25 protein-coding genes are annotated in these 25,066 nt (G+C 69.3%); 15 read left to right on the top strand and 10 right to left on the bottom strand.

Annotated elements, in window-relative coordinates; translation table 11 throughout:
* Positions 1 to 17: 17 nt before the first annotated feature.
* From paaE to paaZ, 6 genes are all read right to left on the bottom strand, one after another.
* Complete coding sequence (paaE, locus tag ABD810_RS26565) at positions 18 to 1,103, bottom strand: 1,2-phenylacetyl-CoA epoxidase subunit PaaE (RefSeq protein WP_425566961.1); 1,086 nt, start codon at positions 1,101 to 1,103, stop codon at positions 18 to 20.
* Positions 1,100 to 1,594 carry a 1,2-phenylacetyl-CoA epoxidase subunit PaaD gene (gene paaD / locus ABD810_RS26570; RefSeq protein WP_344946017.1) on the bottom strand — a complete coding sequence of 165 codons (495 nt, stop codon included), beginning with the start codon at positions 1,592 to 1,594 and terminating at the stop codon, positions 1,100 to 1,102. The genes paaE and paaD overlap by 4 nt, the downstream gene beginning before the upstream one ends.
* Positions 1,588 to 2,874, bottom strand: coding sequence for a 1,2-phenylacetyl-CoA epoxidase subunit PaaC (gene paaC, locus ABD810_RS26575; RefSeq protein WP_344946020.1), 1,287 nt, complete (start codon positions 2,872 to 2,874; stop codon positions 1,588 to 1,590). Before paaC ends, paaD begins: the two co-directional genes overlap by 7 nt.
* 7 nt (positions 2,875 to 2,881) lie before the next feature.
* Complete coding sequence (paaB, locus tag ABD810_RS26580; protein WP_344946023.1) at positions 2,882 to 3,163, bottom strand: 1,2-phenylacetyl-CoA epoxidase subunit PaaB; 282 nt, start codon at positions 3,161 to 3,163, stop codon at positions 2,882 to 2,884.
* A complete protein-coding gene (gene paaA, locus ABD810_RS26585) occupies positions 3,160 to 4,149 on the bottom strand; it encodes a 1,2-phenylacetyl-CoA epoxidase subunit PaaA (protein WP_344946026.1) in 990 nt (329 codons plus the stop codon). The genes paaB and paaA overlap by 4 nt, the downstream gene beginning before the upstream one ends.
* Positions 4,150 to 4,245: 96 nt before the next feature.
* On the bottom strand, positions 4,246 to 6,279 hold the full coding sequence (gene paaZ, locus ABD810_RS26590) for a phenylacetic acid degradation bifunctional protein PaaZ (RefSeq protein ID WP_344946029.1): 2,034 nt from the start codon (positions 6,277 to 6,279) through the stop codon (positions 4,246 to 4,248).
* Positions 6,280 to 6,500: 221 nt separating this feature from the next.
* On the opposite strand from paaZ, the gene paaK reads away from it, so the two are divergent.
* From paaK to ABD810_RS26605, 3 genes are all read left to right on the top strand, one after another.
* Complete coding sequence (paaK, locus tag ABD810_RS26595; protein WP_344946032.1) at positions 6,501 to 7,778, top strand: phenylacetate--CoA ligase PaaK; 1,278 nt, start codon at positions 6,501 to 6,503, stop codon at positions 7,776 to 7,778.
* Positions 7,779 to 7,791: 13 nt separating this feature from the next.
* Positions 7,792 to 8,406 (top strand): TetR-type transcription factor C-terminal domain-containing protein, encoded by a 615-nt coding sequence (locus tag ABD810_RS26600; RefSeq protein WP_344946035.1) that lies wholly within the window; start codon positions 7,792 to 7,794, stop codon positions 8,404 to 8,406.
* A gap of 214 nt (positions 8,407 to 8,620) precedes the next feature.
* Positions 8,621 to 10,330, top strand: a complete 1,710-nt coding sequence (locus ABD810_RS26605; RefSeq protein WP_344946038.1) for a SpoIIE family protein phosphatase — start codon at positions 8,621 to 8,623, stop codon at positions 10,328 to 10,330.
* Between the two features lie 88 nt (positions 10,331 to 10,418).
* On the opposite strand, the gene ABD810_RS26610 is transcribed toward ABD810_RS26605, so the two are convergent.
* From ABD810_RS26610 to ABD810_RS26625, 4 genes are all read right to left on the bottom strand, one after another.
* Positions 10,419 to 11,009: an ATP-binding protein gene (locus ABD810_RS26610; RefSeq protein ID WP_344946041.1), complete on the bottom strand. Its 591-nt coding sequence runs from the start codon at positions 11,007 to 11,009 to the stop codon at positions 10,419 to 10,421.
* Between the two features lie 272 nt (positions 11,010 to 11,281).
* Positions 11,282 to 11,824 (bottom strand): NUDIX hydrolase, encoded by a 543-nt coding sequence (locus ABD810_RS26615; RefSeq protein WP_344946044.1) that lies wholly within the window; start codon positions 11,822 to 11,824, stop codon positions 11,282 to 11,284.
* A gap of 5 nt (positions 11,825 to 11,829) precedes the next feature.
* On the bottom strand, positions 11,830 to 12,951 hold the full coding sequence (locus ABD810_RS26620; protein ID WP_344946046.1) for an NAD-binding protein: 1,122 nt from the start codon (positions 12,949 to 12,951) through the stop codon (positions 11,830 to 11,832).
* A 54-nt stretch (positions 12,952 to 13,005) separates the two neighbouring features.
* Positions 13,006 to 13,389, bottom strand: a complete 384-nt coding sequence (locus ABD810_RS26625) for a hypothetical protein (protein ID WP_344946049.1) — start codon at positions 13,387 to 13,389, stop codon at positions 13,006 to 13,008.
* Positions 13,390 to 13,545: 156 nt separating this feature from the next.
* Between ABD810_RS26625 and ABD810_RS26630 the strand changes: the two genes are divergently transcribed.
* The 12 genes from ABD810_RS26630 (at position 13,546) to ABD810_RS26685 (ending at position 24,988) form a co-directional block, all read left to right on the top strand.
* Positions 13,546 to 14,646, top strand: coding sequence for a hypothetical protein (locus ABD810_RS26630; protein WP_344946051.1), 1,101 nt, complete (start codon positions 13,546 to 13,548; stop codon positions 14,644 to 14,646).
* A gap of 16 nt (positions 14,647 to 14,662) precedes the next feature.
* Positions 14,663 to 15,331, top strand: a complete 669-nt coding sequence (locus ABD810_RS26635; RefSeq protein WP_344946054.1) for a YdcF family protein — start codon at positions 14,663 to 14,665, stop codon at positions 15,329 to 15,331.
* Positions 15,273 to 15,533, top strand: coding sequence for a WbqC family protein (locus ABD810_RS26640; RefSeq protein ID WP_344946057.1), 261 nt, complete (start codon positions 15,273 to 15,275; stop codon positions 15,531 to 15,533). The genes ABD810_RS26635 and ABD810_RS26640 overlap by 59 nt, the downstream gene beginning before the upstream one ends.
* 303 nt (positions 15,534 to 15,836) lie before the next feature.
* On the top strand, positions 15,837 to 17,213 hold the full coding sequence (locus ABD810_RS26645) for a helix-turn-helix domain-containing protein (protein WP_344946059.1): 1,377 nt from the start codon (positions 15,837 to 15,839) through the stop codon (positions 17,211 to 17,213).
* A 265-nt stretch (positions 17,214 to 17,478) separates the two neighbouring features.
* Positions 17,479 to 18,375, top strand: a complete 897-nt coding sequence (locus tag ABD810_RS26650; RefSeq protein WP_344946061.1) for a hypothetical protein — start codon at positions 17,479 to 17,481, stop codon at positions 18,373 to 18,375.
* Between the two features lie 268 nt (positions 18,376 to 18,643).
* Positions 18,644 to 18,994, top strand: a complete 351-nt coding sequence (locus tag ABD810_RS26655; protein ID WP_344946063.1) for an MmcQ/YjbR family DNA-binding protein — start codon at positions 18,644 to 18,646, stop codon at positions 18,992 to 18,994.
* A 96-nt stretch (positions 18,995 to 19,090) separates the two neighbouring features.
* Entirely contained in the window at positions 19,091 to 19,840 is a 750-nt protein-coding gene (locus ABD810_RS26660) for a maleylpyruvate isomerase family mycothiol-dependent enzyme (RefSeq protein ID WP_344946065.1), read from the top strand.
* Positions 19,841 to 20,764: 924 nt separating this feature from the next.
* Positions 20,765 to 21,409 (top strand): restriction endonuclease, encoded by a 645-nt coding sequence (locus ABD810_RS26665; protein WP_344946068.1) that lies wholly within the window; start codon positions 20,765 to 20,767, stop codon positions 21,407 to 21,409.
* A gap of 229 nt (positions 21,410 to 21,638) precedes the next feature.
* Positions 21,639 to 22,112 carry a hypothetical protein gene (locus ABD810_RS26670; protein ID WP_344946071.1) on the top strand — a complete coding sequence of 158 codons (474 nt, stop codon included), beginning with the start codon at positions 21,639 to 21,641 and terminating at the stop codon, positions 22,110 to 22,112.
* Entirely contained in the window at positions 22,102 to 23,424 is a 1,323-nt protein-coding gene (locus ABD810_RS26675; RefSeq protein WP_344946074.1) for a hypothetical protein, read from the top strand. Before ABD810_RS26670 ends, ABD810_RS26675 begins: the two co-directional genes overlap by 11 nt.
* Positions 23,425 to 23,486: 62 nt before the next feature.
* A complete protein-coding gene (locus ABD810_RS26680) occupies positions 23,487 to 24,074 on the top strand; it encodes a hypothetical protein (protein WP_344946077.1) in 588 nt (195 codons plus the stop codon).
* A gap of 17 nt (positions 24,075 to 24,091) precedes the next feature.
* Positions 24,092 to 24,988 (top strand): hypothetical protein, encoded by an 897-nt coding sequence (locus ABD810_RS26685; protein ID WP_344946080.1) that lies wholly within the window; start codon positions 24,092 to 24,094, stop codon positions 24,986 to 24,988.
* Positions 24,989 to 25,066 lie beyond the last annotated feature (78 nt).

The following is a 25,066-nucleotide window of genomic DNA, read 5'->3' on the forward strand; positions in this document are numbered from 1 at the left end:
CACGAGGAACGACGGCGTCAGGTGTCGAAGTCGACGGTGACCCTCTCGGAGACCGGCAGCGACTGGCAGGTCAGCACGTACCCCGCCTTCACCTCGGCCGGTTCCAGCGCGAAGTTGCGCCGCATCTCCACCTCGCCCTCGACCACGCGCGCGCGGCACGTGCCGCACACCCCGCCCTTGCAGGCGAACGGAAGGTCGGGCCGTACCCGCTGCGCCCCCTCCAGGATGGTGACGTCACGGGGAAGCGGCGTCGAGGTGGCCCGCCCGTCGAGGACCACCGTGACCTCGGCGGCGGTCTCCCCCGGGCCTTCGGCACGGCGCACGGGTGCCGGTGGCGGCTCGTCCACGTAGAACAGCTCGTTGTGGACGCGCTCCCCTGGCACGCCCAGCTCCGCGAGCACCTGCCGCGCCTCGACCACCATCCGGTAGGGCCCGCACAGCCACCAGTGACCGACATCGGATGGAATGGTCAGCGCGGGGAGCAGGGTACGGAGCTTGGCGGCATCGAGGCGGCCGGTGAACAGCTCCGGCTCCCGTGGCTCCCTGGACAGCACGTGGACCAGCTCGACGCGGGCGGGAGCGGTGTCCTTCAGATCGGCCAGTTCCTCGGCGAACATCACGGTCCGCGTGGTGCGGTTGCCGTAGAACAGCGTCACCGTGCTGCCGGGCGTCTCCAGAGCCGAGGAGGCGATCGACAGCACCGGCGTGATGCCCGACCCGGCCGCCACGAACACGTGATGGGCCGGCCGGGAGAGGTCGGCGGTGAAACCGCCGGTGGGCGGCTGCACCTCCACACGGTCTCCGGGCCTCAGGTGGTGGACCAGCCACGTTGAGAACAGGCCGCCGGGGATCTCACGGACGCCGATGCGCAAAGGAGCGCCTGCCGGAGCGCAGATCGAATAGGACCGCCGCTCGTCGCGGCCGTCCATGATCGCGCGGAGCGTGAGCGACTGGCCGGGCTCGAAGGCGAAGTCCTCCGCCAGCTCATCGGGCACGTCGAAGGTGATCGCGGCGGCATCCTCGCACAGCCGGTCGACCCGCGCCACGCGCAACGTGGCGAACCCGGCCCGGCGCCGCGTACGCACCCCGGCCGGCGTCATCAGATCTCCTTCACGTGCTCGAACGGCTCCCGGCAGGCGCGGCAGCGCCACAGGGCCTTGCACGCGGTGGCACCGAATCGGGACAGCTCCTCGGTGTCGGCCGAGCCGCAGTGAGGGCAGCTCAGCCGCCTGCGGTTCGGGCCCAAGGTCACCGGCACCGGCCCGCTCGGCCGTACCGGAGCCGTGCCCGGCGGGGCGATGCCCGCGTCGGCCAGCTTCCGCCTGCCCCGCTCGCTGATCCAGTCGGTCGTCCACGCGGGCGACAGCGAGGTGCGGACCTCGACCTCGGCGTATCCGGCCGCGCCCAGAGCACCGCACAGGTCGGCCCGGATGGCCCCCATGGCGGGGCATCCGCTGTAGGTCGGAGTGATGGTGACGATCACGCCTCCGTCCGTGGTCTCCTGGACGTCACGAAGGATGCCCAGGTCGGCCAGGGTGAGCATGGGCAGTTCCGGATCCAGCACGGCCTCGGCGATCTCGCGCGCGGTCACCATGGCGCCCCCGGATGGGCACGAGCGACGCTCTGCAACTCGGCCAGCAACTCGGTCATCGCCCCGGTGTGCACCCCGGCCCGACCTGCCGTCCCGGAAAGCACGGCGTCCCCTGCCAGGTCCGAAGCCTGGGCATCCGGAGTGCTGGCGTCCGGAGCCAGGATGTCGCGAGGGCCGTCGGCATCGCGGGGAACGTCGGCATCGCGGGGACCCTCGGCATCACGAGGACCCTTGGCATCACGAGGACGGTCGGCATCACGAGGACCGTCCGCATCGTGAAGACCGTCGGCGTCGCGGTGGCCGTAGGGATCGGCGGCGCCTCCGGGCCTGGTGAGGGTCGCGGCGGAGAGGACCTGGTCGATTACGGCGTCGAACTCCTCGCGCAGGGCCGCAGGATCGGCGGCGACGCCCGCTTCGGCCAGGCGCCGTTCGGCCTCGTGCGTGCTGAACAGCTCCGCCACGAAGGGCCATACGGCCTCCAGCCCTCCGGCCATGCGCTCCCGCGAGTACGGCGTCCCGTCGCCGAGCCGCACGACCCAGCCCGCGGCGTAGTCGCGGTGGTAGGCGACCTCCTTCACGCCCTTGTCCGCCACCGCCGCCAGCACCGGATCGCGCGACCGGGTCAGCCGGTCGAGCAGTGCGAGCCGCCAGGTCGCGAAGATCAGCAGGCGGGCCATGTCGTGCGCGAAGTCGCCGTTCTCGACCTCGGCCAGCAGCACGTTGCGGAACTCGGCCGGCTCGCGGAGGAACGCCAGCGCGTCCTCGTCCCGGCCGGACCCCTCGGCGGCGCCGGCGCGGGAGAGCAGCAACCGGGCCTGCCCGAGCAGGTCGAGCGCGATGTTGGCCAGCGCGACCTCCTCCTCCAGCTCCGGCGCGCTCGTGCACCACTGCTGCAGGCGGTGGGACATGATCAGCGCGTCGTCGCCCAGCATCAGGCAGTAGGCCGCGAGATCGGCCGGGTCCACCCCTTCGGGCACCCGCGTGTCCACCCCGGCCAGCGGATCGGCGAATCCGGTGCCGTAGGCCCAGCGGGGATCGTCCCCCTCGTTGAGCGCTTCGTAGGCGTTCCCCGACGACGGGTCGTAGGCGTCACCCGCGAGCGGATCGTGGCCGTCGCCCGCGAACGACACGTAGGCATCACCCTGCGACGGGTCGTAGACGTCACTCCGCGGCAGGTCGTGATCGCTTGCCGAGGAGACGTAGGAGTCGCCCTGGGACGCGTCGTAGGGATCAGCCGGGGACAGGTCATCCGAGAACGGGTCATGGGCCTTGCCGGAGGACATGGTCGCCTCACATGTGCGGAACGTCGTCGGGGATCGCGTAGAAGGTCGGATGCCGGTAGACCTTGTCGCCGCTGGGCGCGAAGAACGGATCCTTCTCATCTGGGCTGGCGGCCGCGATGTGGTCCGACCGCACCGCCCAGATGCTCACGCCCTCGTTGCGACGGGTGTAGAGATCGCGCGCGTGCCGCAGCGCCGTCTCGTCGTCGGCGGCGTGGAGGGATCCGACGTGCACGTGGTTGAGCCCTCGCTTGCTCCGGACGAACACCTCGTACAGCGGCCACTCGCTCATGCCACCACCCCCCGCCCGGCGCCCTCGCTCGCGGGCGCCGTCTCGTGAGCGTGCGCCGTCTCGTGAGCGTGCGCCGTCTTGCGGGCGTGCGCGGTGGCCGCCTCGCGGACCCAGGCGCCGTTCTCGTGTGCGGCACGCCGGACGGCCAGCCGCCGGGCGTTGCAGGGCCCGTCCCCGCTGATCACCCGCTTGAGCTCCGACCAGTCGATCGCCCCGAAGTCGTGCTGGCCCCGTTCGGGGTTCCAGCGGAGGTCGGGGTCCGGGAGCGTCACGCCGAGCGCCTCGGCCTGGGGCACGGTCATGTCGACGAACCGCTGCCGTAGCTCGTCGTTGGTGTGCCGTTTGATCTTCCACGCCATCGACCTGGCGGTGTTCGGCGAGGCGTCGTCGGGCGGGCCGAACATCATGAGCGAGGGCCACCACCAGCGGTTCACCGCGTCCTGAACCATCGCCCGCTGGGCCTCGGTGCCCCTCATCATCGTCATCAGCAGCTCGTACCCCTGCCGCTGATGGAACGATTCCTCCTTGCAGATGCGGATCATCGCCCGCGCGTACGGCCCGTACGAGCTACGGCAGAGCGGCACCTGGTTGCAGATGGCGGCCCCGTCGACCAGCCAGCCGATCACCCCGACGTCCGCGTAGCCCAGCGTCGGGTAGTTGAAGATCGACGAGTACTTCTGCCGCCCCTCGATGAGCATCGCGGTCAGCTCGGCACGGTCGGCGCCCAGCGTCTCGGCGGCCGAGTAGAGGTAGAGCCCGTGCCCGGCCTCGTCCTGAACCTTGGCGAGCAGGATCGCCTTGCGGCGCAGCGACGGGGCACGGGTGATCCACTCGCCCTCGGGCTGCATCCCGATGATCTCCGAGTGCGCGTGCTGGGCGATCTGCCGCACCATGGTCGCGCGGTAGCCATCGGGCATCCAGTCGCGCGGCTCGACGCGCCGGTCCTTCTCGATCGTGTGGTTGAAGTGCTCTTCGAGGTCAGCCATACACCGCCACCCCTTTACCGAACATTCGGTCAGTTATTAGTCTGGCCCAGCGACCGGCCCTGCGCAAGCCCGTACGCCCGCGCCGGGCCGCCCAGGTCAGGTGTCGCGCTTGGCCACCAGCGTCAGCACGTCGTACCTCGCCACCGAGGACCCGTCCTGCTTGGTCACGTCGGCGTCCCAGCGGACCTCTCCGTAGGCCGCGCCCTCGCGGGGGTCGATGTGCTTGGCGGTCAGCGTGACGGTCAGCTCGTCACCGGGGTACACGGGGGTGAGGAACCGCAGGTTCTCCAGGCCGTAGTTGGCCAGTACCGGCCCCGGGTCGGGATCGACGAACAGCCCCGCCGCCAGAGAGACGATCAGGTAGCCGTGGGCGACCCTTCCGTCGAAGAACGGGTTGGCCCTGGCCGCCTCCTCGTCCATGTGCGCGTAGAAGGTGTCGCCGGTGAACTCGGCGAAGTGCTCGATGTCGTCGAGGCCGACCCGGCGCGGACCGGCGATCACCGTGTCCCCGGGCCTCAGCTCCTCCAGGTGCTTGCGGAAGGGGTGGACCTCGGTGACGGTGCGCTCGCCGCCGGGCACCCACCGGCCGGTCACCGCGCCGAGCATCCCGGGGGCGCCCTGCACGGCGGTGCGGTTCATGTGGTGCAGCACCCCGCGGATGCCGCCCATCTCCTCCCCGCCACCGGCCCTCCCCGGACCTCCGTGGACCAGGACGGGCAGCGGGGAGCCGTGCCCGGTGGACTCCTTGGCGGCCTCCGCGTCCAGGATGAGCAGGCGGCCGTGCCAGGGAGCCACGCCGAGCACCACCTCCCGGGCGAAGTCCCGGTCGCCGGTCACCACCGACCCCACGAGGCTGCCCTGGCCCCGCGCGGCCAGATCGATCGCCTGCTCGGCCGAGGTGTACGGCATGAGCACGCTGACCGGGCCGAACGCCTCCACCTCGTGGGGCTCGGGCCGATCGGCATCGTCCACGCGCAGCAGGAGCGGGGACATGAACGCCCCGCGCTCGGCGTCGGCGCCGACGACGTCCACCCGTTCCGGATCTCCGTACACCACCGAGCCGGCCGGGATCAAGGCCTTCAGCGCGCGGCGGACCTCCTCACGCTGGCCGAGGCCGGCGAGCGCGCCCATCCGTACGGCGGGGTCGGCCGGGTTGCCGACCGTGACCTTCGCCAGGCGGGCCACGGCGGCCTCGGCCACCGCGTCGAGAAGTGCGGAGGGGACGAACGCACGCCGGATGGCCGTGCACTTCTGCCCCGCCTTGACCGTCATCTCGGTCACGAGCTGCTTGACGTACAGGTCGAACTCCGGGCTGCCGGGAACGGCGTCCGGGCCGAGGATCGAGCAGTTCAGCGAGTCGGCCTCGGCGTTGAACCGCACGGAGCGGGCGGCGACGACCGGGTGGGTGCGGAGCCGCTGGGCCGTGGACGCCGAGCCGGTGAAGGCCACCAGGTCCTGCTCGGTCAGGTGGTCGAACAGGTCACCCACACTCCCGCAGACCAGCTGAAGTGCCCCTTCCGGCAGGATCCCCGACTCGACGATCAGCTCGACCAGCCGCGCGGTGACGTAGGCGGTCTGCCCCGCCGGCTTGATCAGCGACGGCACGCCGGCCAGGAACGCGGGCGCGAGCTTCTCCAGCGGCCCCCAGACGGGGAAGTTGAAGGCGTTGATCTGCACGGCCACGCCGCGCAGGGACGTGTAGAGGTGCTGGGCGACGAACGACCCGCCCTTGCCGAGCGGTTCCACGCCGCCGTCGAGGTGGATCGTGTCGTTGGGCAGCTCGCGCCTGCCCTTGCTGGAGTACGAGAAGAGCACGCCGATGCCGCCGTCGACGTCGAACTTCGAGTCGCCCAGCGTCGCTCCCGTGCGCAGCGACAGCCCGTACAGCTCCTCGCGGTGCTCGCGGAGGTGGGACGCCAGCGCCTTCAGCAGCGCGGCGCGCTGGTGGAAGGTCAGCTCGCGGAGCACCGGCCCGCCGACGCGGCGGCCGTACCGCAGCGCGGCCCCGAAGTCGACTCCGGTGGAGGAGAGCCTGGCGACCTCCTCCCCGGTGACCGCGTCGTACAGCGGGGCCCCCTCGTCGTCCGGCACGTGCCAGGAACCGGTGACGTAGCTGCTGAGCGGCGCCATCGCAGACCTCCCCATCGAGGAATAACCAACCGGCCGTTCGTACGGGTGACCACGTGCCGCCCAGGCGGCCTCGCGCCCCTCCGCTCCTACCCATTTGCAGGGTCGTCCCGACACGCGCGGCTTTCAGTGGTCCCCTTGACAGTGGCGGAGTACCGACCCTTAACTGACGACAAATCATTATTAACCGGCCATTCGGTCAGTATGCAAGGCGGGTGACGGTGGTGGAGAAGATCGACGGAGACGAGCTCCGCGCTCTCCAGCTCGAACGCCTCCGGTGGACGCTCAGGCACGCCTACGACAACGTGCCGTTCTACCGCCGCTCGTTCGACGACGCCGGTGTGCTCCCCGAGGACTGCCGTACGCCTGCCGACCTCGCGCGTTTCCCGATGACCACGAAGCACGACCTGCGGGACAACTACCCCTTCGGGATGTTCGCCGTCCCCCGGGAGCAGGTCCGGCGCATCCACGCCTCCAGCGGCACCACCGGCCGGCCCACGGTCGTCGGCTACACCGAACGGGACCTGTCCACGTGGGCCGACCTCATGGCCCGATCCATCAGGGCCGCCGGTGGCCGGCCGGGTCACATCGTGCACATCGCCTATGGATACGGCCTGTTCACCGGCGGTCTCGGCGCGCACTACGGAGCGGAGCGCCTCGGCTGCACCGTCGTCCCGGCCTCCGGCGGCATGTCGGCCCGCCAGGTGCAGCTCATCCAGGACTTCAAGCCCGACATCATCATGGTCACGCCCAGCTACATGCTGGCCTTGGTGGACGAGTTCGAGCGGCAGGGCATCGACCCCCGCTCGACCTCGCTGCGCATCGGGCTCTTCGGCGCCGAGCCGTGGACCGAGCAGATGCGCAAGGAGATCGAGGACCGGCTCGACATCGACGCACTCGACATCTACGGCCTGTCGGAGGTCATGGGGCCCGGCGTCTCCCAGGAGTGCGTGGAGACCAAGGACGGCCTGCACATCTGGGAGGACCACTTCTATCCCGAGGTGGTCGACCCGTTCACCGATGAGGTGCTGCCGGAGGGCGAAAGAGGGGAACTGCTGTTCACCTCGTTGACCAAGGAGGCCCTCCCGATCATCCGGTACCGCACGCGCGACCTGACCCGGCTGCTTCCAGGCACGGCGGCCCGGCCGTTCCGGCGGATGGAGAAGGTCACCGGGCGCAGCGACGACATGATCATCCTGCGGGGCGTGAACGTGTTCCCGACCCAGATCGAGGAGATCGTCCTGCGCACGCCGGGGCTGTCGCCGCACTTCCAGATCGTGCTCACACGCCAGGGCCGCATGGACCACATGACCGTACAGGTGGAGGCACGGCCCGGCTGCCCCGCAGAGCGCCGCGACCACGCGGCGGCCGAGGTGACGGCGGCCGTCAAGGACACGGTCGGCGTCACCGTGGACTGCTCGGTGGTCGACCCCGAGACCCTGGAACGCTCGGTGGGCAAGCTGCGCCGCCTGGCGGACCATCGAGCGGCCGGCCCCGGCTGAGATACTCCTTGTGATGAACACCGCCCGCATCACGCCTCCCCGCCGGGGACGCCCCGGCTACGACCTGGAGTCGCTGCTCGCCGTCGCGGTCAAGGTGTTCAACGAGCGGGGGTACGAGGCCACCAGCATGGAGGACCTCTCCCGCAGGCTCGGCATCACCAAGTCGGCGATCTACTACCACGTCTCCAGCAAGGACGAGCTTCTCCGCCTGGCCGTCGACCGCGCCCTGAACGGCCTGTTCGAGGCCGCGGACGCGGCCGCCGCCATGGAGGGCCGCGCGATCGACCGGCTGGAGCACCTCGTACGGAGCAGCGTGCACGTGCTGGTCGAGCGCCTTCCGTTCGTCACGCTGCTGCTGCGGGTACGGGGCAACACCGCGGTGGAGCGCCGGGCCCTGGCCCGCCGCCGCGAGTTCGACCGCCTGGTCAGCGACCTGGTCGAGCAGGCGGAGGCCGAGGGCGACGTACGGCCCGACGTCGACCCCGCCGTCACCAGCCGCCTGGTGTTCGGGCTGGTCAACTCGCTGATCGAGTGGTACAGGCCGCGCGGCGGCATGGGCGCCGACGCATTGGCCGACGCCGTATGCAAGATCGCCTTCGACGGCCTCCGCCAGGACCGGCCCACGTAGGACCCGGAGCCGTTGCGATCAGATGTCGTGATCTGGGGAACGGGTCGCGGAAAGTGCCGCACGGCTTACATTGAAGAGTTTTCGCGAAATACAGCTAAGAGTAGATGCTACTTTACTCACGGTAGCCGCAGATCGGCGGAGAACCCGCTGGGAAGGACCACCCGCCTCTCACGCGGCGCCAACACGATGTCCATCTCTTTCCCAGGGGGGTCTGGTGGCGCGTGCTGCGAGATCGGGGCCACGGGCGGACGACACCTGCCGTTCGCGCCCGGTTGCGACGCACCCGGCGGGATTCGCCGCTCTGGTGCTCGACCGAGACGGGTGTGTCACCCAGTGGGGCGGCGGTGCCGTGCGACTGTTCGGACGCCCTCCCGAGCGGGCCATGGGCCGCCACTTCTGCGACCTGCTGCTGCGCGGCGCCCGTCGCGACATGGTGCGACGGGCCCTGAACGAGGTCGCCGCCGGCGCGCGGTGGAGTGACGTGCTCTCCGCCGAATGCGCTGACGGGCGGTTTCACGACGTCGCGTTCGACTGGGAGCCGCTGGCCAGGCCCGGCGCGTGGGGAGCGGTGATGGTCACCGCCGTGGACACCTCCCTGGCCCCCTCCGCCGACGCCTCCGCCGATGAGCGCCTCGCCCTTCTCAACGAGCTGAGCAGCCGCATCGGCGCCACGCTCGACCCGCGGCAGGCCGCCGAGGACTTCATGGGCATCGCCGTGCCGCGGTTCGCCGACACCGCCAGCCTCTATGTCGTCGAAGGGCTGCTCAGGGACGAGGAGTATCCCGATCTCACGGCCGACGGCTCGGTCCGGGTCCGGCGGCTGGCCCTGAGCATCGGCGTCAGCCGCACCGACGAGTGCGACTGGCGCATGGCCTTCCCTGTGAACGAGATCGTCCTCTACGGCCCGCGCCATCCGGCCACCCGATGCATGGTCGGCGGCATGCCGATCCCGTACACCGTGACGGAGCTGGCCACGAGGGACCTCGACAAGATCACGGGCGTGCTGGGCGAGTCCGCGATGGGCATCCTGGAGAAGTCGTCGTTCCTCAACGCGCCGCTGACGGTGCGGGGCATGGTGCTCGGCTTCGTCGCGTTCAGCCGCAAGCCCGACCGGCCGCGCTTCGACGACCACGACGACACCCTGGCCGAGGACCTGGCGACCCGAGCGGCCATCTGCATCGACAACGCCCGGCTCTACTGCCGCGAGCGCCGCACCGCCGAGGCACTCCAGCACAACCTGGCGCCCCGCACGCTCACCATCCCGCCGGGGCTGGAGGTCGCCCACCGCTACCTGCCCGCGAGCGCCATGACGGTGGGCGGCGACTGGTACGACGTGATCCCGCTGTCCGAGACGCGCATCGCCCTGGTCATCGGCGACGCCATGGGGCACGGCGCCGTGGCCGCCGGGGCGATGGGCCAGCTTCGCGCGGCCGTGCGCGCGCTCGCCGGCTTCGACCTGCCGCCCGACCAGGTGCTGCGACGGCTCGACCGGATGGCCGAGGACCTCGACTCGATCCAGTGCGCCACCTGTCTCTACGCCATCGTCGACCTGACCACCCACACCTGCTCCCTGGCCCGCGCGGGTCACCCGCCTCCGATCCTGGTCCACCCCGACGGCACCGCCTCCGTGCTCGACCTGCCCTCAGGGCTGGCGCTGGGGCTCGGCGACGCCACGTTCTCCAGGGCGTTCTCCACCACGGAGGTGGCGCTGCCGGTCGGGAGCACGCTCGCGCTCTACACCGACGGGCTCGTGGAGAGCCGCGAGCAGGACATCGACACCGGCATCGCCGCCCTGCAAGAGGCCCTCGGCTCCCCCGGCGACACCCTGGAGGCCACCTGCGCCGCGATCATCGGCGCCCTCCCCAAGCAGTACGACGACGTAGCCCTCCTCCTGACCCGCACCACCCACCCCAACGACACCTGACCAACGGCTCTCGCGCCCCCCGCCGGTGGCACCACCACACCGCGAGATCAGGCCCGGCCGGGGCCGGTATGGATGGCGGGCGACGTCCTCACCGGCCGTCTCCGGCACCAGGCGGAACGTCCGACCGGGGGCTCGAAGAGAGCGGGAGGGCGAAGGCGACGGCCTTGCCCGGGGTGCCGGTCGTGCAGGTCGTGATGGAGTGGACGTGGCAGTGGCCGCCGGAGAGCCGGTGGGCAAGCAGCAGTCCGCGGCCGTCCTCGGCGAGCAGCGGCAGACCGATCTCCCGCACCGAGCGCAGCAGGTCGAGGATGATCGCGACCTCGTGGACGTCGGGATCACCGTCAATGATCTCGCACCATGCCGGCACGCCATCCACGCTGAAGACATGCACCTCGAACGGCGGACGGCCGTGCCGCTCGGCGTTGGCGGCCAGTTCCCCGACGATCAACTCGGCGTCCGCGATGGCGTCATCGTCCAGGCCTGCCTGCCGGAGCACCTCCCGTATCACCTCACGGGCGCGGCGGGACGCTGACCCGGGCTGGAGCAGCCTGACCAGCGTCCGGACGCGATCTCGCCCCGCCGCTGCTCCGAGGTGCCGCCCACCGGGCTCCGACCATGGGGGCAGAGCCAGCGGGGGCTGCTCAGGAGTGCCTGAGGGGACGCTGCCTGCTGGGCGCATGGACACGCTCCATTCGCTGTCGGAGATCGTGACAGCAGGAAACGCCCTGGGGCAGCGGGAGTGAACGCCGACGCCTGCCAGTCCGCGGTGATCTGAATGATGACCTAACCCAGGTGGTCGGCAACTGGTCGTCTTCCACGAGCGCGGGGTTGATGACCCTCCAACAGCCGGAACACTGGGACATCAGGTGCGTTTCCGCGTGACATTTGGGAATGGATCGCCACCCCTGCACGAGTTGAGATCGCAAGCGCGAGGGCGGCCTGATCGGGGCGTCAGCGAAGTGCTTGGACGACGCGCTGTCGTAGGGCTCGGTCGTTGATGCTGTGGGCGTCGCGCCAGGCGGCGTCGGTGACCTCTTCGGTCTGGAGTCGGCTGACATCGGTGGCGGTGCGGAAGAGAAACCGGAAGTCGAAATGCTGGTGACCCGGCTCGCCCTTGGCGTCGTTGGGCGGGATGGGGTGGACGTCGATGTGGAAGGGGCGGTCGCCAACCGGGGTAACGACGTCGGCGGAAATGCCGGTCTCCTCGGCAAGTTCGCGCAGGGCCGCGTCCCGGAGCGTGGCGTCAGATGTCTCCAGGTGGCCGCCGGGCAGGAGCCACTTGTCCAAGGCCAGGTGATGGATGTGCAGGATGCGCCCGTCCGGGCCGACGAGGATCGCGCCAGCGGTCGCGTGACCGCGGAATTCCTTGCGGGTCGTGAGGTCCGCGCCGTCGTCCAGCAGTTCCAGGACAGGGGCGAGGCCGGGCCTTTCCTCGGGGTGCGCGTCGAGGTAGTCGCCGATGGTGGTGCGGATGTGGTCTGCCGTGATAGCCAAGTCGATCACCTGTTGAAATAGGAGAGCCAGGTCGCCGCGATGGCGGCGCGGTCGGCTGCGGGGACCGTGTGCATGCCAGAGGCGAGGTCTCCGCGGGTGAGCATTCTGATCCCGGCGAGTATTTCCGCTTGGACCAGGAAGATGAACGGCCCAACGCTGGCACCGTGCAGAAAGTTGACGGCGTTTCCGCCGTTCGCCAGGTAGAAGTAGTGGCCGGTCGTCTGGTAGCGAGTGACATGGTCGCCGACCATCGTGCGAGTGTAGACGTCTGGTAGCCCGCTGAGTTCCAGCTCGTCCTCGCTGCTGGTGACGGTGGCGATGTAGGCGCCGTTGCGCAGGTGAGGGAAGTCTTCGCCGTGCAGGGAGACCGCGCCGGTCGCGCAGAGCACGAGTCCCGCTCCGGTCAGCGCGCTGTGGCGGTCGCGGGCGACGGTAAAGCCCTGGGACAGGGCCTGGGTGCGGCGGACGGGGTCGATGTCGAAAACGGTGACCTGGACGCCCTTGGCGTGCAGCAGGCGGGCGATCGAGCTGCCGAGCTTGCCGAAGCCGATCACTAGGGCCGGGCGGCCGTGCAGGATGTCGCCACGGCTGCGCATGACCGCCTCTGTGGAGAAGACCACGGACTGGCCGACGAGGAAATCCTCGGGGTCCTTCAGCGGTGAGCGGGCGACCGAGATCACCGGGCAGGGCAGCTTGTCGAGATCCTGGTAGCGGCGGTGGCCATTCTCCGTGTCCTCGATCACTCCAAGGAGCTGGCCGGAGAAGCGTCCATGCAAGTCGCCCAGGGCCGAGGCGAAGTAGCCGCCGACGTCCAGCAGTGCGATCGGCTCGGCGGCGGCACGGGACTCGAAGTAGTCCAAGGCCGTGTCAGGGGCGGCGAATAGCTCGCGGGAGAGCGCGTCGACCGGGACGGTTTGCTCGACCTCACGCTGGGCGGCGGGGTCGATCGACCTGGGCTTGGGCAGCACCGCCCGCAGGCGGCTCATCCCCGCGACCGCGCGGACGAAACAGGGCCGCTCCGGCAGAAGGTGTGTGACCAAGAAGGACGTGATCTGGTCGTGGGGAGCGAACCGGAGGGCGATCTTGGCGAAGTAAGCGTCCAGCCGCGCGCGTTCGAATGCTTCCATGGCCGTTCCCTTTCATCGGTGAAGGTGAAGTCGTACATCGGAAGGCTGGGGCGCTCAGGTGGGCGAGCTGGAGGGGGAGCGCCCGGCTAGGCGAGGTGTGGGGGTCCTGCGGATCAACAACAGCCGGGCCCCCGCCGCGTCGATCCGCCTTTCTCGCTCAGCCGCTATCGCCTTCCGGCCCAAGTGCGAGGCAGCGGGTAACACGACGCCGTAGATGCCGGGCAGGGCCAGCGCGTCCAGCAGCCCGGTGAACGCGGCAGATGTGATGTAGGCGGAGCGTTCGATGAAGACTCCCGACAGCAGCAGCTCGTGTTGTCGGCAGTACTCGGACAGTGACGCGGTCAAGGCCTCCTGCCGGGCGGCAGAAGTCCGCACCAGCTGCAGGAAGCCATAGACGATCAGGTCGCTGACGCCGCGATGCTCCGTGAGGGGTTCCATGCTCGTGACCATCCAGCGGCTCGAAAGTGGTGGCACTTCGAGCGTGGCCGCGATGAGCATGGCCGTGAAATGGTCTGCTGTTGCACTTCCGTCGCACTTCCGTCCCCCCGCGTGCATGCACCGTGCTTCCATGGCGGTTGCGGAAGGGAGCGACGCATGGCGACCGTGCACCACTGGACTGGCCTGGAAGCCCGGGCACTTCGCCTTGCGTTGCGGCTGAGCGTTCGCGGGTTCGCGGAACACCTCGGCGTCGGCGTGCGTACCGTCTCCAAGTGGGAGAAGCTCCTCACCAGCACCGAACCCAGACCCGACACCCAGGCGATCTTGGACACCGCGCTCACCCGCGCGGACGCCGCGGTGCATCTGCGGTTCGAGACGCACCTGTTGGAGTCCGGACGCCCTGCGACCGGACCGGGCCGACGGGTGACGGTCGTCGGCCCACGCGCTTGGGAGTATGAGTCGTGGACCGACGACCTGGATCGGGTTGTCGTGGCTCTGTCGCGCCAGGACTTCACCTTTGCCGGCAACCTGCTGAACCAGTGGCTGCCCCGCTTCAAGCCGCTGGAGCTGGATGACAAGGGCCTGTATCTGTTCGCCCGCTCCACCGCCCTGCTCGGCGACCTCCAACGCGACCGAGGCGCCGTGATCGGGCCGCTGTCAGCCCAGCATTCCTATGCCGGTGCCCGCTCGGTGTTCACCCAGCTCGACATTCCCCGCCGCATCGCCCAGCTCGATCTGTCCCTCGCGGTGATCGCCGAGATGTCCGGCAAGCTGGAGGTGGCCGCGCACCGATACGAGACTTTGGCCGTCGATGACCGGCTTTCTCGCCGCGACCGCGCCAGGGCCCGCCTGTGGGTGGGAACCGCGCTCAGCAAGGAAGGCAACCACGACTACGCCGCCCGCGTCATGCTCCTTGCGACCCGCGACTTCGAGGAACTGGCCGAGCCCGACGACTGGTCGGTCGCCCACCAAAAACTCGCCCTCGCCCACCGCGGTGCCGGCGACCTGAACAAAGCCCTGCACTTCATCGATATCGCCCGTAACACCGCGGTGACCGACTCGCCGATGCAGCGTGTGCGTCTGGACACCGCCCATGGTCACATCCTGCTGTCCGACCCGGCCACGGTAGATGATGGGCTTAGCGTCCTCGACCACGCCGCGAAGACGGCCGCCAAATATGGCCTGAGCCATCAACTGCGCAGTATCGAGGGCATCACGGCCATGAGCGAGGGGGCGTCCACCCCCCGGCGACGGTGACCAGGGAGACATGCGCGTGACGGACAACCGGCAGGCCATCACCGAAGAACAGCGGCAGCAGGCCAAGCTGATCTGGGAGTACCACCAGATGCACCACCATGTGCGGCCCGTCGACGCCGCGATCGGACTCGGCAGCCACGACCTCGGGGTCGCCGCCTTTGCCGCCGAGCTGTATATCGCCGGGCTCTTCCCCGTCCTGGTGTTCACCGGCGGCAACAGTCCCACCACCGCCGCCCGCTTCCCGCGCGGCGAAGCCGTGCACTTTCGCCAGCACGCCCTCGAACTCGGTGTCCCGGACTCGGCGATCATGCTGGAGCCCAGTGCGTCCAACACCGGCCAGAACATCACCTTCTCGCGCGAGGTCCTGGCCTCGGCCGGGGTCAACCCGACCACGGTGCTGCTGATCTCCAAGCCGTATATGGAGCGCCGCTCCTTCGCGACCGCCCGCAAGCTGTGGCCCGAGGTCCAGGTGATCTGTGCCTCAGAACCGCTGGAGTTCGACGACTACCTCAAGAGCATCGGCGACGACATGCTCGTCCTCGACATGCTCGTCGGCGACCTGCAGCGGGTGATCGAGTATTCCAAGCTGGGGTTCGCAATCGCCCAGGACGTCCCGGAGGACGTGCATGCCGCTTATGAATCTCTCCTCGCCGCCGGGTTCACCAGCCGTCTCCTCAAGCCCTGATCTGCCCCCGCCCGGCGGGCTATGCGCCATCCACCAGCCCAACCTCTTCCCGCGGCTGACCACGCTGGCCAAGCTGTTCGCGGCGGACTACTGGATCGTCCTGAACGACGTCCAGTTCACCCGCCGCGACTACCAACACCGCGCCCGCTTAGCGGCCCTGGAAGATCCATTGCGGCAGCGTCACCCGCTGGGGCGCATCTGATCGCGCAGCATGTTCCGCTACCTCGGGACCTGACGTACTTCAACCCGATGACGCTCAGAGCGGGTGGCGACGTGAGCGCGAAGTGCCAGGTCAAGGACGGCCTGTAGGACAACGAGACGTCCGGAACGAATGCCCTTTGGTTGAGCTGGACAAACCGGTTCGCCGGCCGTCAAGTGACCACTCGTCTGGGGCGACCTGAAAGGTGGTCGAGCTGGTCGGTTGCTGGTCGTTTTCCCGGCATGGTGGCGGCGGCGACCTTGTGATGACCACGATTGGTAATCATCTGATCACAAGGAGGCGACCGTGGGTGAGGCGCAGCGGCGTGGGGGGCGGCCGGAGCTGGCGCGGGCGCGCAGGCGCCTTGGTATGAGCCAGGAGGAGGCGGCCGAGGCGGTGGGGGTGGCCACGACGACGTGGGCCCGTTGGGAGCGTGGCGAGCAGGGGGTGCGGGCGTGTTACCGGGCCCGGATCGCCGCCGTGTTCGGGGTGGAGCCGGTGCAGGTCGAGGAGTGGATAGAAGGCTGGGCCTTCGGGGCGACATCATCCTGGCCGGCCACCGACAGCGCGGGCGGCTCGGTGGTGGCTACGGTGAAGGCCGCCGCGCATCTGTGGAGGTTGGAGATGGACCCGTCCCGCCGTCACCTGCTGGCCGCGCTACCGTTCGTCCCCTCGGCGCTGGCGGAGTGGCTGGTGTCGTGGAACTACGGCAGCCCGACGGCGTCGGCCGCGCACGAGGGCCCCGGGCGGGCCGTGGGGCTGGCGGACGTGGCGCGCATCAACGAGGCCCGCAAGGCGTTCGGTCAAATGGACCGCCAGTTCGGCTCCGGTTTGGTCCGCCCGGTGGTGTTGCGCTACCTGAACGAGAACGTCGCGCCACTACTCCGGGGCCGCTACGACGACCGGGTGGGCTCTGAGCTGATGAGCGCGGCAGCCGGGATGAGCTGGATGGCAGGCTGGACCGCCTTCGACATCAACCAACATGGCCAGGCCCAGCAGCACTTCGGCCAGGCGCTCAGACTGGCCAAGGCAGGTAATGACCCACTGACCGGCGCCCAGGTCCTGATCGCCTTGGCTCGGCAGGCGATCCATTTGGATCAACACACTTGGGCGGTATGGCTCGCCCGTGCGTCCGTCGACACCGCCCGTCGGGCGGGGGCGCCTCCGCGTGTCATGTCGCTGATCCTGGTCAAGGAAGCCTGGGCGACTGCCCTGCAAACCAGGGCCGCCGAAACGTCCGACCGGCTTGGCGCCCGGCAGGTCGAGCGGCTGCTTACCGAGGCCGAACACGCTCACGAGCAAGGAACCACCGACCGTGATCCAGAGTGGACCAGCCGGTTTGATGCGGTAGAACTCGACGCCGAGGCGGGCCGCTGCTGGAGTCTCCTCGACCAGCATCACCGCGCAGCGCAACGGGCGGAGGCGGCCGTGGCCGCGTTCACCGAACGCCTCCCCAGGTCCGCCCAATTCAACCGGGTGCACGCCGCGCAGGCATATCTCGACATGGGTGAGCTGGAGCAGTCCCTGGCCAGCGCGCGAGCCGCCATTCCGGTGACGAAGACCCTGACCTCAGCCCGCTCGGTTGATCTCATCCGGCAATTCGCAGGCCGGCTGGAGCCGTACGGCGACAGCGTGATGGTCCGGGAGTTCCGTGATTACCTGAACGCCGAACTCGCCGCCTGACCAAGCGCGAGCCGGGGGGATGATGGACCGCCACTACCCCCGGTGGAGGTGTGAGCCCTCCTTCGGGTGGTCCGCGCTGGTCGCGACCCCAGAGCCAAAGTCGGCCTACCGCTGAGCGGCAGATCGCGTAACAGGTCGGAGGCAGGGGCGAAAGCGGCGAGCGACGCGGCGCTTGGGCAGCTCAGCACGTGTACCGGACACCCAGACACCCACCTCTTCCGGGAGAATGGCGCGATTCATCCACGATCCTAAGTTGAGGGCATACATGAAGCGCTGGATCACCTTGTTGGCGGCAACCTTGGTCTCCACCTCTCTGCTGACTCCCCCCGCCACCGCGCAGGCCGCGATGGACCCGGTGAAGTCGCTGAAGGCTCAGATCGCCGGTCGCCTGGCGGTGGAGGTGACCGAGAGCAGCGGCGTGTCCTACAAGGGGCACCCCATCTGGTCGACGGTCCGCCGGGGCGTGCTGCGGCTCGGCGGCTCCGGTGTCGGGGCGGCCGACATCACCCGGACCTTCACCCCCAGCCGTCTGATGCGCGACCAGTTGGACGACGGCCGCTGGGACGCCGACAAGGTGAACGCCGAGACCGGCTCGAACCGCTCGATCAGCGTGAACGGCGTGCTCTACCGTTCGGGGCCGCTCTACCAGCCCGTGCTGCCGGACGGGAAGACGTGGGCCCTGGCGGGCCGAAGCGGCGGCGTCTCGGCGGCGTACGGCGACCAGATCATCAACATCTTCGAGCCCAGCACCCTGAAAGCGCTGGTCACCACGGCTACCAGCAAGAAACCGTCCAAGTACGGCATCAGGAAGAAGGCCACCGAATACGCCGGCGCGATGACCTTCCGCCAGTTGTACGCGGTGTCGCCGACCTTCCGCTCCCTGATCGGCAAGCGCTCCCTCACGCCGGTCGCCGGCACGAAGATCACCTGGTGGCTACGACTCAACGACCTGGGTCAGGCCCTCACCCTCGGCACCACCTGGAAGGTCGCCGACGGGTATGTAGCGGGCGTCTTCAGCCAGTACCCGGGGCGCGGCCTCCCCCGGCCCCTCAAGAAGAACGTGCCCACGCCCCGCGCCGCCCTGGTGGCCACGACGTCAGACCTCACCGGCCCCCTGCCCCGCCCGAGCGCTCTCATCGACAGCACGTTCTCCATCGGCTGAGCTCGAACGCGCCGACGTGACCCGCCACTCGACCTGAGCCGAACACACGACCCCCACCCCTTGCCCCTTCAGCCCCCTGGGGTCGGACAGGAATCACAGGGCCGACTAACGGCGAAAGCGCACGATCGCTGAGGGCGCCCGGCTCCAACGCCGGAATGTCGGTGCCGGGCGCTACCGTACGGCGGGTGACGACCTCAGGTTTCCCCTTGACCTTCTGTGATCACCTTGATGAGGTTCCCGTGGCCGTGCGGTCGAAGGAGCCGGCCCGATGATCACGGTCGACCACGTACGCCGACTGGCGCTCTCGCTGCCCCGCACCGAGGAGAAGCTGGTCCGTGACCGCATCACCTTCCGGGTCGGCAAGATCGTTTACGCGACCATATCCCCGGACGAGACCCTTATGGGATTCGGTTTCCCCAAGGAGGAGCGTGCCGCGCTCGTGGCGGGTGAGCCCGACAAGTTCCTCATGCCGATCCCGTCCGACGAGCGTTACAACTGGGTGCGGGTCCGGCTGGCGGCGATCGACGAGGCCGAGATGCGCGAGCTGGTCGTGGATTCGTGGCGCATGTGCGTGCCCAAGCGCGTCGCCGCCGCCTACGCCGAAACTTCCCAACCATGACCATCTACCCACCGGCCCGCCGGAGCCGGAGCCGGGCATGCACGGCCGCGGGAAACTCGCGCGAGATATTCGTGCTGAGCTGCTTCGATGGGCGGCATGGACTCCTCTCTTCTTCTCAGCCGGTTGGACAATGACTTCGCCCTGCTTCGGGCGGCCGTCGCCTCGGCCGACCCCACCGCCAAGGTGCCGTCCTGCCCCGGTTGGACGGTCGCCGACCTGGCCGAGCATGTCGCCATGGTCTACCTGCACAAGGCCGAGTGCATCCGGCTCGGCGCGTTCCCCGAGTCGTTGCCGACGGTCGATCCCGATCCCGTCAAGGCGCTCGACCAGACCTACGCCACGCTGACGGCGCAGTTCGCCGCCCACTCACCCACCGACCATGCCGCCACCTGGCACGAGCCCGACCAGACGGTGGGATTCTGGATCCGCCGCATGGCCCAGGAGACCGTCATCCACCGCGTGGACGCCGAGCTCGCGGCCGGGCTCCCGGTGTCCCCCATCCCGCAGGACCTGGCGATGGACGGTGTGGACGAGGTTCTCAAGCTCTTCCTCGGCTACGGAAGCACCGTCTGGGAGGACGACTTCGGCACCCTCCTCGACTCACCCGACCCTCGCCCGGTCTCCGTCTCCACCAGCCACCACGCCTGGACGCTCAGCGCCACCTCATTCGGGGTCGAGGTGAGCGATGCCGTCACGGGGTTCGGAGGTGACGCGCTGGTGAGCGGTGAGGCCGGGCCGCTGCTGCTCTGGCTGTGGAACCGCGCGGACGACGGCGGGGTCCGCCTGTCCGGCGACCCGGCGCTCCTCGAGCAGTTCCACTCCCTGCGCACCGCGGCGACCCAGTAGTCCCCTCCTGCGGGCGGATCCGCCCCGACCATGCCGCCGACGCGGTTGCGTGTATTGCCTTCCATCCCCTGGCGGCCCGCTCACACGGCTGCGTGCGATGCGTCGGTCTCGCGGCCCGCTCGCACGGCTGCGTGCGATGCGTCCGGTCCTGGCGGCCTTCACCGATCGGCCAATGGAGGGCCGCAAGAATCGACTGGGAGAACGACCGGCCAGAATGGGCCCCGGCTCACCCACCCACCCCCAGTCCCCGCCGCACAACGGCGCCGAATTCGCCGCACCCACGCCTCGCCGCATCGGCGCCGGGTACCAAGCACCACAGTGCCGAGGGAGAGGGCGGCGTCCCGGAGGGGGCACAGGGCGGCGTCCCGGAGGGGGCACAGGGCGGCGTCCCGGAGGGGGCACAGGGCGGCGTCCCGGAGGGGGCGGCGTCCCGGAGGAGACAGGTGGGGTGTCGGGGTCGTCCACGAACGTTGGCCGGGTTGTTGCCGTTCCGCGACCGTGGGTGCCGTGGGGTTCGGCGCGGGGGTGGTGAGGTGGGGTACGAAGCCGACGCCGTGTGCGGCGGGGGCCTGGGGGCCGTGTGCGGCGGGGACCTGAGGGCCGTGCGCGGCGGGAACCTGGGGTGGGTGGGTGAGTCGGGGCCCATTCTGGCCGGCCGCCCTCTCCGAATTCTGGTCGGCCGTCGCCCCAGTCCACGGGTGGGTGAGTCGGGGCCCATTCTGGCCGGCCATCCTCTCCGAATTCTGGTCGCCCGTCGCCCCAGTCCACGGGCCGTCTTCAGGCTCGTGCCCGCGGTCGTTTGCCGCTCTCTTCATGACAGGCCGGCGCATGCCTGTCCCGCCTCCCGGGGGAGCGGGCGCTGATTTTGTCGGTGGTCGAGTTCACACTCGTCGGTGTGACCACCTCATCCCAAGGAGGTTCCCGATGGCGCGACGAAGGCCGGCCCAGCGCGGGGGGCGCCGCTCTGGTGGCGACGGCATCATGGTGGCGATGGTGGGGCTCGTGGCCGCGGTCCCTTTGATGAACGCGACGGTGGGATTCGTGCGGGCATCGTGGCCGTGGCTCCTGGTCGCGACCCTCGCCGTGGCGGCCGTGGTGATCGGAGTGGCCCTCCTGGCCGTCCGCCAGGCGCGGCGGCACCGCGACCACTACCTCCAGGCCAACGCCCACCTGGAGGCGATCGACAAGATGAGCGGCGAGCAGTTCGAGCAGTTGGCCGCCGCGCTCCTGCGGCGTGACGGGTTCCGTAAGGTCCGCGTGGTGGGCAAGGCCGGCGATGGTGGCGTCGACGTCCTCGCCCAGGCCCCCGACGGGCGGCCCTTCGCGGTGCAGTGCAAGCGCTGGTCCGGCAACCTCGGCTCCCCCCACGTGCGCAACTTCCTCGGCGCCCTCGCCCACACCTACGCCGGGCACACCGGCGTGCTGATCACGTCGAGCGGCTTCACCCCGCCCGCCATGAGAGAGGGCCAGGGCGCCGAGCTCTCCATGGTCGACCGAGGCGACCTGGCCGAGTGGGCACTGGGCACACCTCTCATCACGCTTCTCACCCGCCGACGCGTCAACGCATGATCTCGCGCGGGTGGGGCTAAGCCATTTATCGCGATATATCGCCCAAGCGGCCTGCGCTGATTGGTTAACGGCTGTCCCTTAACCCCCATGGTTCAGCGAATCATGGCGGGCCACGAAACGGCTACGAACCTGATTCGGCAGGGCCTGGAAAAGCATCACCGCGCGCGGCATACTAGCCTGACAATAAGCCGTCCAGTGGGGAACGCATCGCAGCCGAGGGAGTTTCGCGATGGACCCCGCCCTGGTCAGCCTCGCCGCCGCCGCGGGAACCGCCCTGATCCAGGCCATGACCAGAGACAGCTGGGAAGCGGTCAAGGCACGCTTCTCCACGATCTTCAGCCGCCATGGCGAAATCGACGAAGCCGACCTGGAACGCGAGCTCGACCTGACCGAGCAGCGCCTGCGATCGCCTTCCGGTTCGCTGGAACCGGCGATGGACGAGGAGCGGCAGCGCTGGTCGTCATTCCTGGCGGCCTTCCTGGCCCAGCACGGCGAGGCCGCCTCGGAGCTGCACGACTTCGTCCACGACGTACGACAGCTCGCCACCCAGGACTCCTCCACCGTGGTACAGCAGGTCACCGCCGGGCGGGACGCCTACACCGCCGGACGCGACCAGCGCGTCTTCCTGGGAGTGGAGGGCGAAGGCCTCTCGCGCGTGGACGATGACGAAGGCCCCCGGCGCCTGGACGACGATGAAGCCTGAGCAGGGACCTCAGGAACAACCGGACCGGCATCCGAAGCGACGGGAAGAGCCGGTCGGACGGGCTCTGGCGCGCAGGGAAGAGCCCGACCCGGGCGACCTGGCCGGAAGAGACCCGGACCGGCGGACCGTGGCGCGCAGGGAAGAGCCCGACCAGCGCGGTCCGGCGCGCGGCGAAGAGCCGAGCCAGCGGATCCTGGCGCGGCGGGACGCGTTCTCGGCCGCACGGGACCTCTACGTGAACGTCCCGAGGGAGAAGCCGCCCGCCCTGCCGCCGAATCCGGACGGCGGGCATGTCTACCGGCGCGAGCGGTCCCTGTTCATGCAGTACGTCAATCCGGAGATCCTGGCCTGCTACGGAAAGGACGTCACCCGAGGCGACACGGACCAGATCATGGCGCAGGCGCTCAGAGCGACGCGCCTGGCGGTACTCCTGACCGACGCCTATCTGATTTTCCCCTCGTCCTACATTTTCGAGCTGCCGTGGTTCGGCATTTTCCTCGACCGTATAGAACCGTTGATCCACGAGGGTCTCGTACGCCATACGTCGCCCACCCCGGAGTTGACGGCGTACCGGGAGATAAAAGTCCGGGAGTATCGGCGGGACGAGAATAATCCCTATTCGACGTCGCAACGGTTCCACACCTTCTCCGATCTCGCGTGGTACCCGCGCTTCGGTAAACCGACGGCGGTCGGCATCGCCGATCTCTGGGGAAAGGCGCTGGCCCCGGAAGGTGATCTGTCGGGCGTCGTCCACTCGGTGGCGCGAGCGTGGCGCCGGCCGTACGGGCGCGTGGCCGGCATCATGGCCAAGGCTCCCGAACGGCTGGAAGGGCAGGCGTTCGTCAAGCGCTTCGTCGAGAAGACGCTGCCCGGGCCGGTGCCCGGCGACGCCGACAGCCTGCTGGCCCAGTTCCTGTCCGCCGCCTACCTGCGCTGCTACGTACACGACCTGGACAGCGCGATCCTCACCGACCTCCCCATCGGACCGCTCTCGTGCAAGCTTGACGAGTCGATGGAGGACATGAAGGGGCGGGTCCTGTCGTCCCGCCGCCTCGACCTCGCGCTTCGCTGGCTGCGAGTCGATCATTTCGTCCACTGTGGGGCAAGCTGGAAGGAGCTCGTTCTTCTGAGATCCAGCCCTGAGTTCGGCATGATTACGTCGATGCTGTATGGGAGCGGCTCGGCGAACGCGTTCAGGTTCGCGATCATCGGCGCCAGTAGGTCACGTCACTTCGGTCCCGCGGTCACCTGTGGGGATGCGCTGTCCAACGCGGCGGTCGTGGCGGACCATCTGGCGCGGCTGCTCGGCTGACCGTTCCCTGTATCCCGCGCGAGACCCGTCGCGGGCAGAACGAACAGGGCGAGGGAACACCAATGAAACTGTCGGTGTACTGCTCCGGGTCGATCGCGAAAGGCGCTTCCGATGGCGGGAAGCTCACCTGGTCCGACACCGAGAGGATGGAGGTCACGAAGGGAGCCGCGCCCCACGAGGTCGTCTTCCTCAACCCGGACGACCCCATCACCGACCCGAACAACACCCTCGGGCAGTTTGGTCGAGACATGTACCAGGTCATGGTCGCGACAGCGGTCATCGTCGACGCGAGAGAGCGGCGCGGCCTCGGCATCGGTGTCGAGATGGCCGCCGCCGGCAACTTCGGCACGCCCGTCATCGTCGTGGCGCCGCCGAACTCCAAGTACCGCGCCGACATGCTCCACTATCGCGGGGTCACGGTGGACGACTACGTCCATCCGCACGTCGCCGCGCTCTCGGCGGCCATCGTCGACGACTTCCTCGCCGCGGGAGAGGCGCTGGCGCGCATCGTGGACGCCGGAGCCCTGCCCGCGATGGCCTGCGTGCCGAGCTGGCTCGGCAGAGCGATCGACGAATACCGCGACAACGTCCTCGGAGCCGACATCCCCATGCTCGAGGCGTTGAGACAGCTCGATCGAACTCCCGGATGACCGAATAGGAGGATGAGGTGATCCTCGATGTGGAGGACAGCACCGCGGAGCTCGTCGAGGCGGGACCGGCCGACTCCCGGTTGTACGTGGTGCGTAACAGCGCCCTCGAACGCATGCTCTTCGATCGGAACCTCGTCGGAGTGGAATTCCGGCGCGCATGTCTTGAGTCGAGCCGTCACTTCATCGGGCACCTGAAGGACGAGTACCACCCGGACGAGACGGCCGAGCTGATGATCCTGAGCAAGGGGCTGGTGTACCAGCTCGGCGACGCCGTGGTGCGGCAGAGCGGGCACAACCTCCCGCTGAACCTGATCGCGACCTCGCGCGTGGCCGTGTCCGCCGAGTCCGCCCGCGTCGAGGTCTCGTACGCGAAGATCGAGGCGCCCGCGGAGACGCTGCTGGTCGGCGACACCGTGGCGTCCGGGGCGACGATCGTCGCCGCCGTCGGCCGTTACCTGGAGAAACACCCGCTGAAACGGCTGTACGTCCTGTCGTACGCCGGGGCGCTGGGCGGAGCCGAGAAGATCGCCGCGTTCTGCGCAGGAAGAGGGATCCGCTCGACGTTCCTCTACGGTCTGGCCGCGTTCGGGCTCGGGCGAAATGGATTCGACCTCTCCTTCCTGCATCCCGAGACGGTGACCAGCCGGGTGTACGTCGAGCGGGCCGCCAAGCAGTTCTCCGGAAAGCCGGTGTCGGCGGTCGGATGGGATTTCGGCTCCCAGGTCGTGTCCCCGCACAAGTACAAGCGGTTGTGCTGGGTGGAGGCCGAGGTGTGGGGCCTGCACGACAGCGACTGCCTGGCGGTGGCCGAGAAGCCGGAAAGCTGGGCCGAGCTCGCCCATGAGCGGGCGGCGTACGTCAAGGCCCTCGGCCCTGACTGGCGGCAGGTCATCCGCTCCCCTGGAGCGATGTGACCGGTTCGAGGAGTTCAGGCGTATCGCGGCATTGCGGGGTGGTGAGTGGCTGGAGAGAATGGGTCTGGGCTAAGGAGG

The sequence above is a fragment of the Sphaerisporangium flaviroseum genome (assembly GCF_039537005.1).
Classification (GTDB): Bacteria; Actinomycetota; Actinomycetes; order Streptosporangiales; family Streptosporangiaceae; genus Sphaerisporangium; species Sphaerisporangium flaviroseum.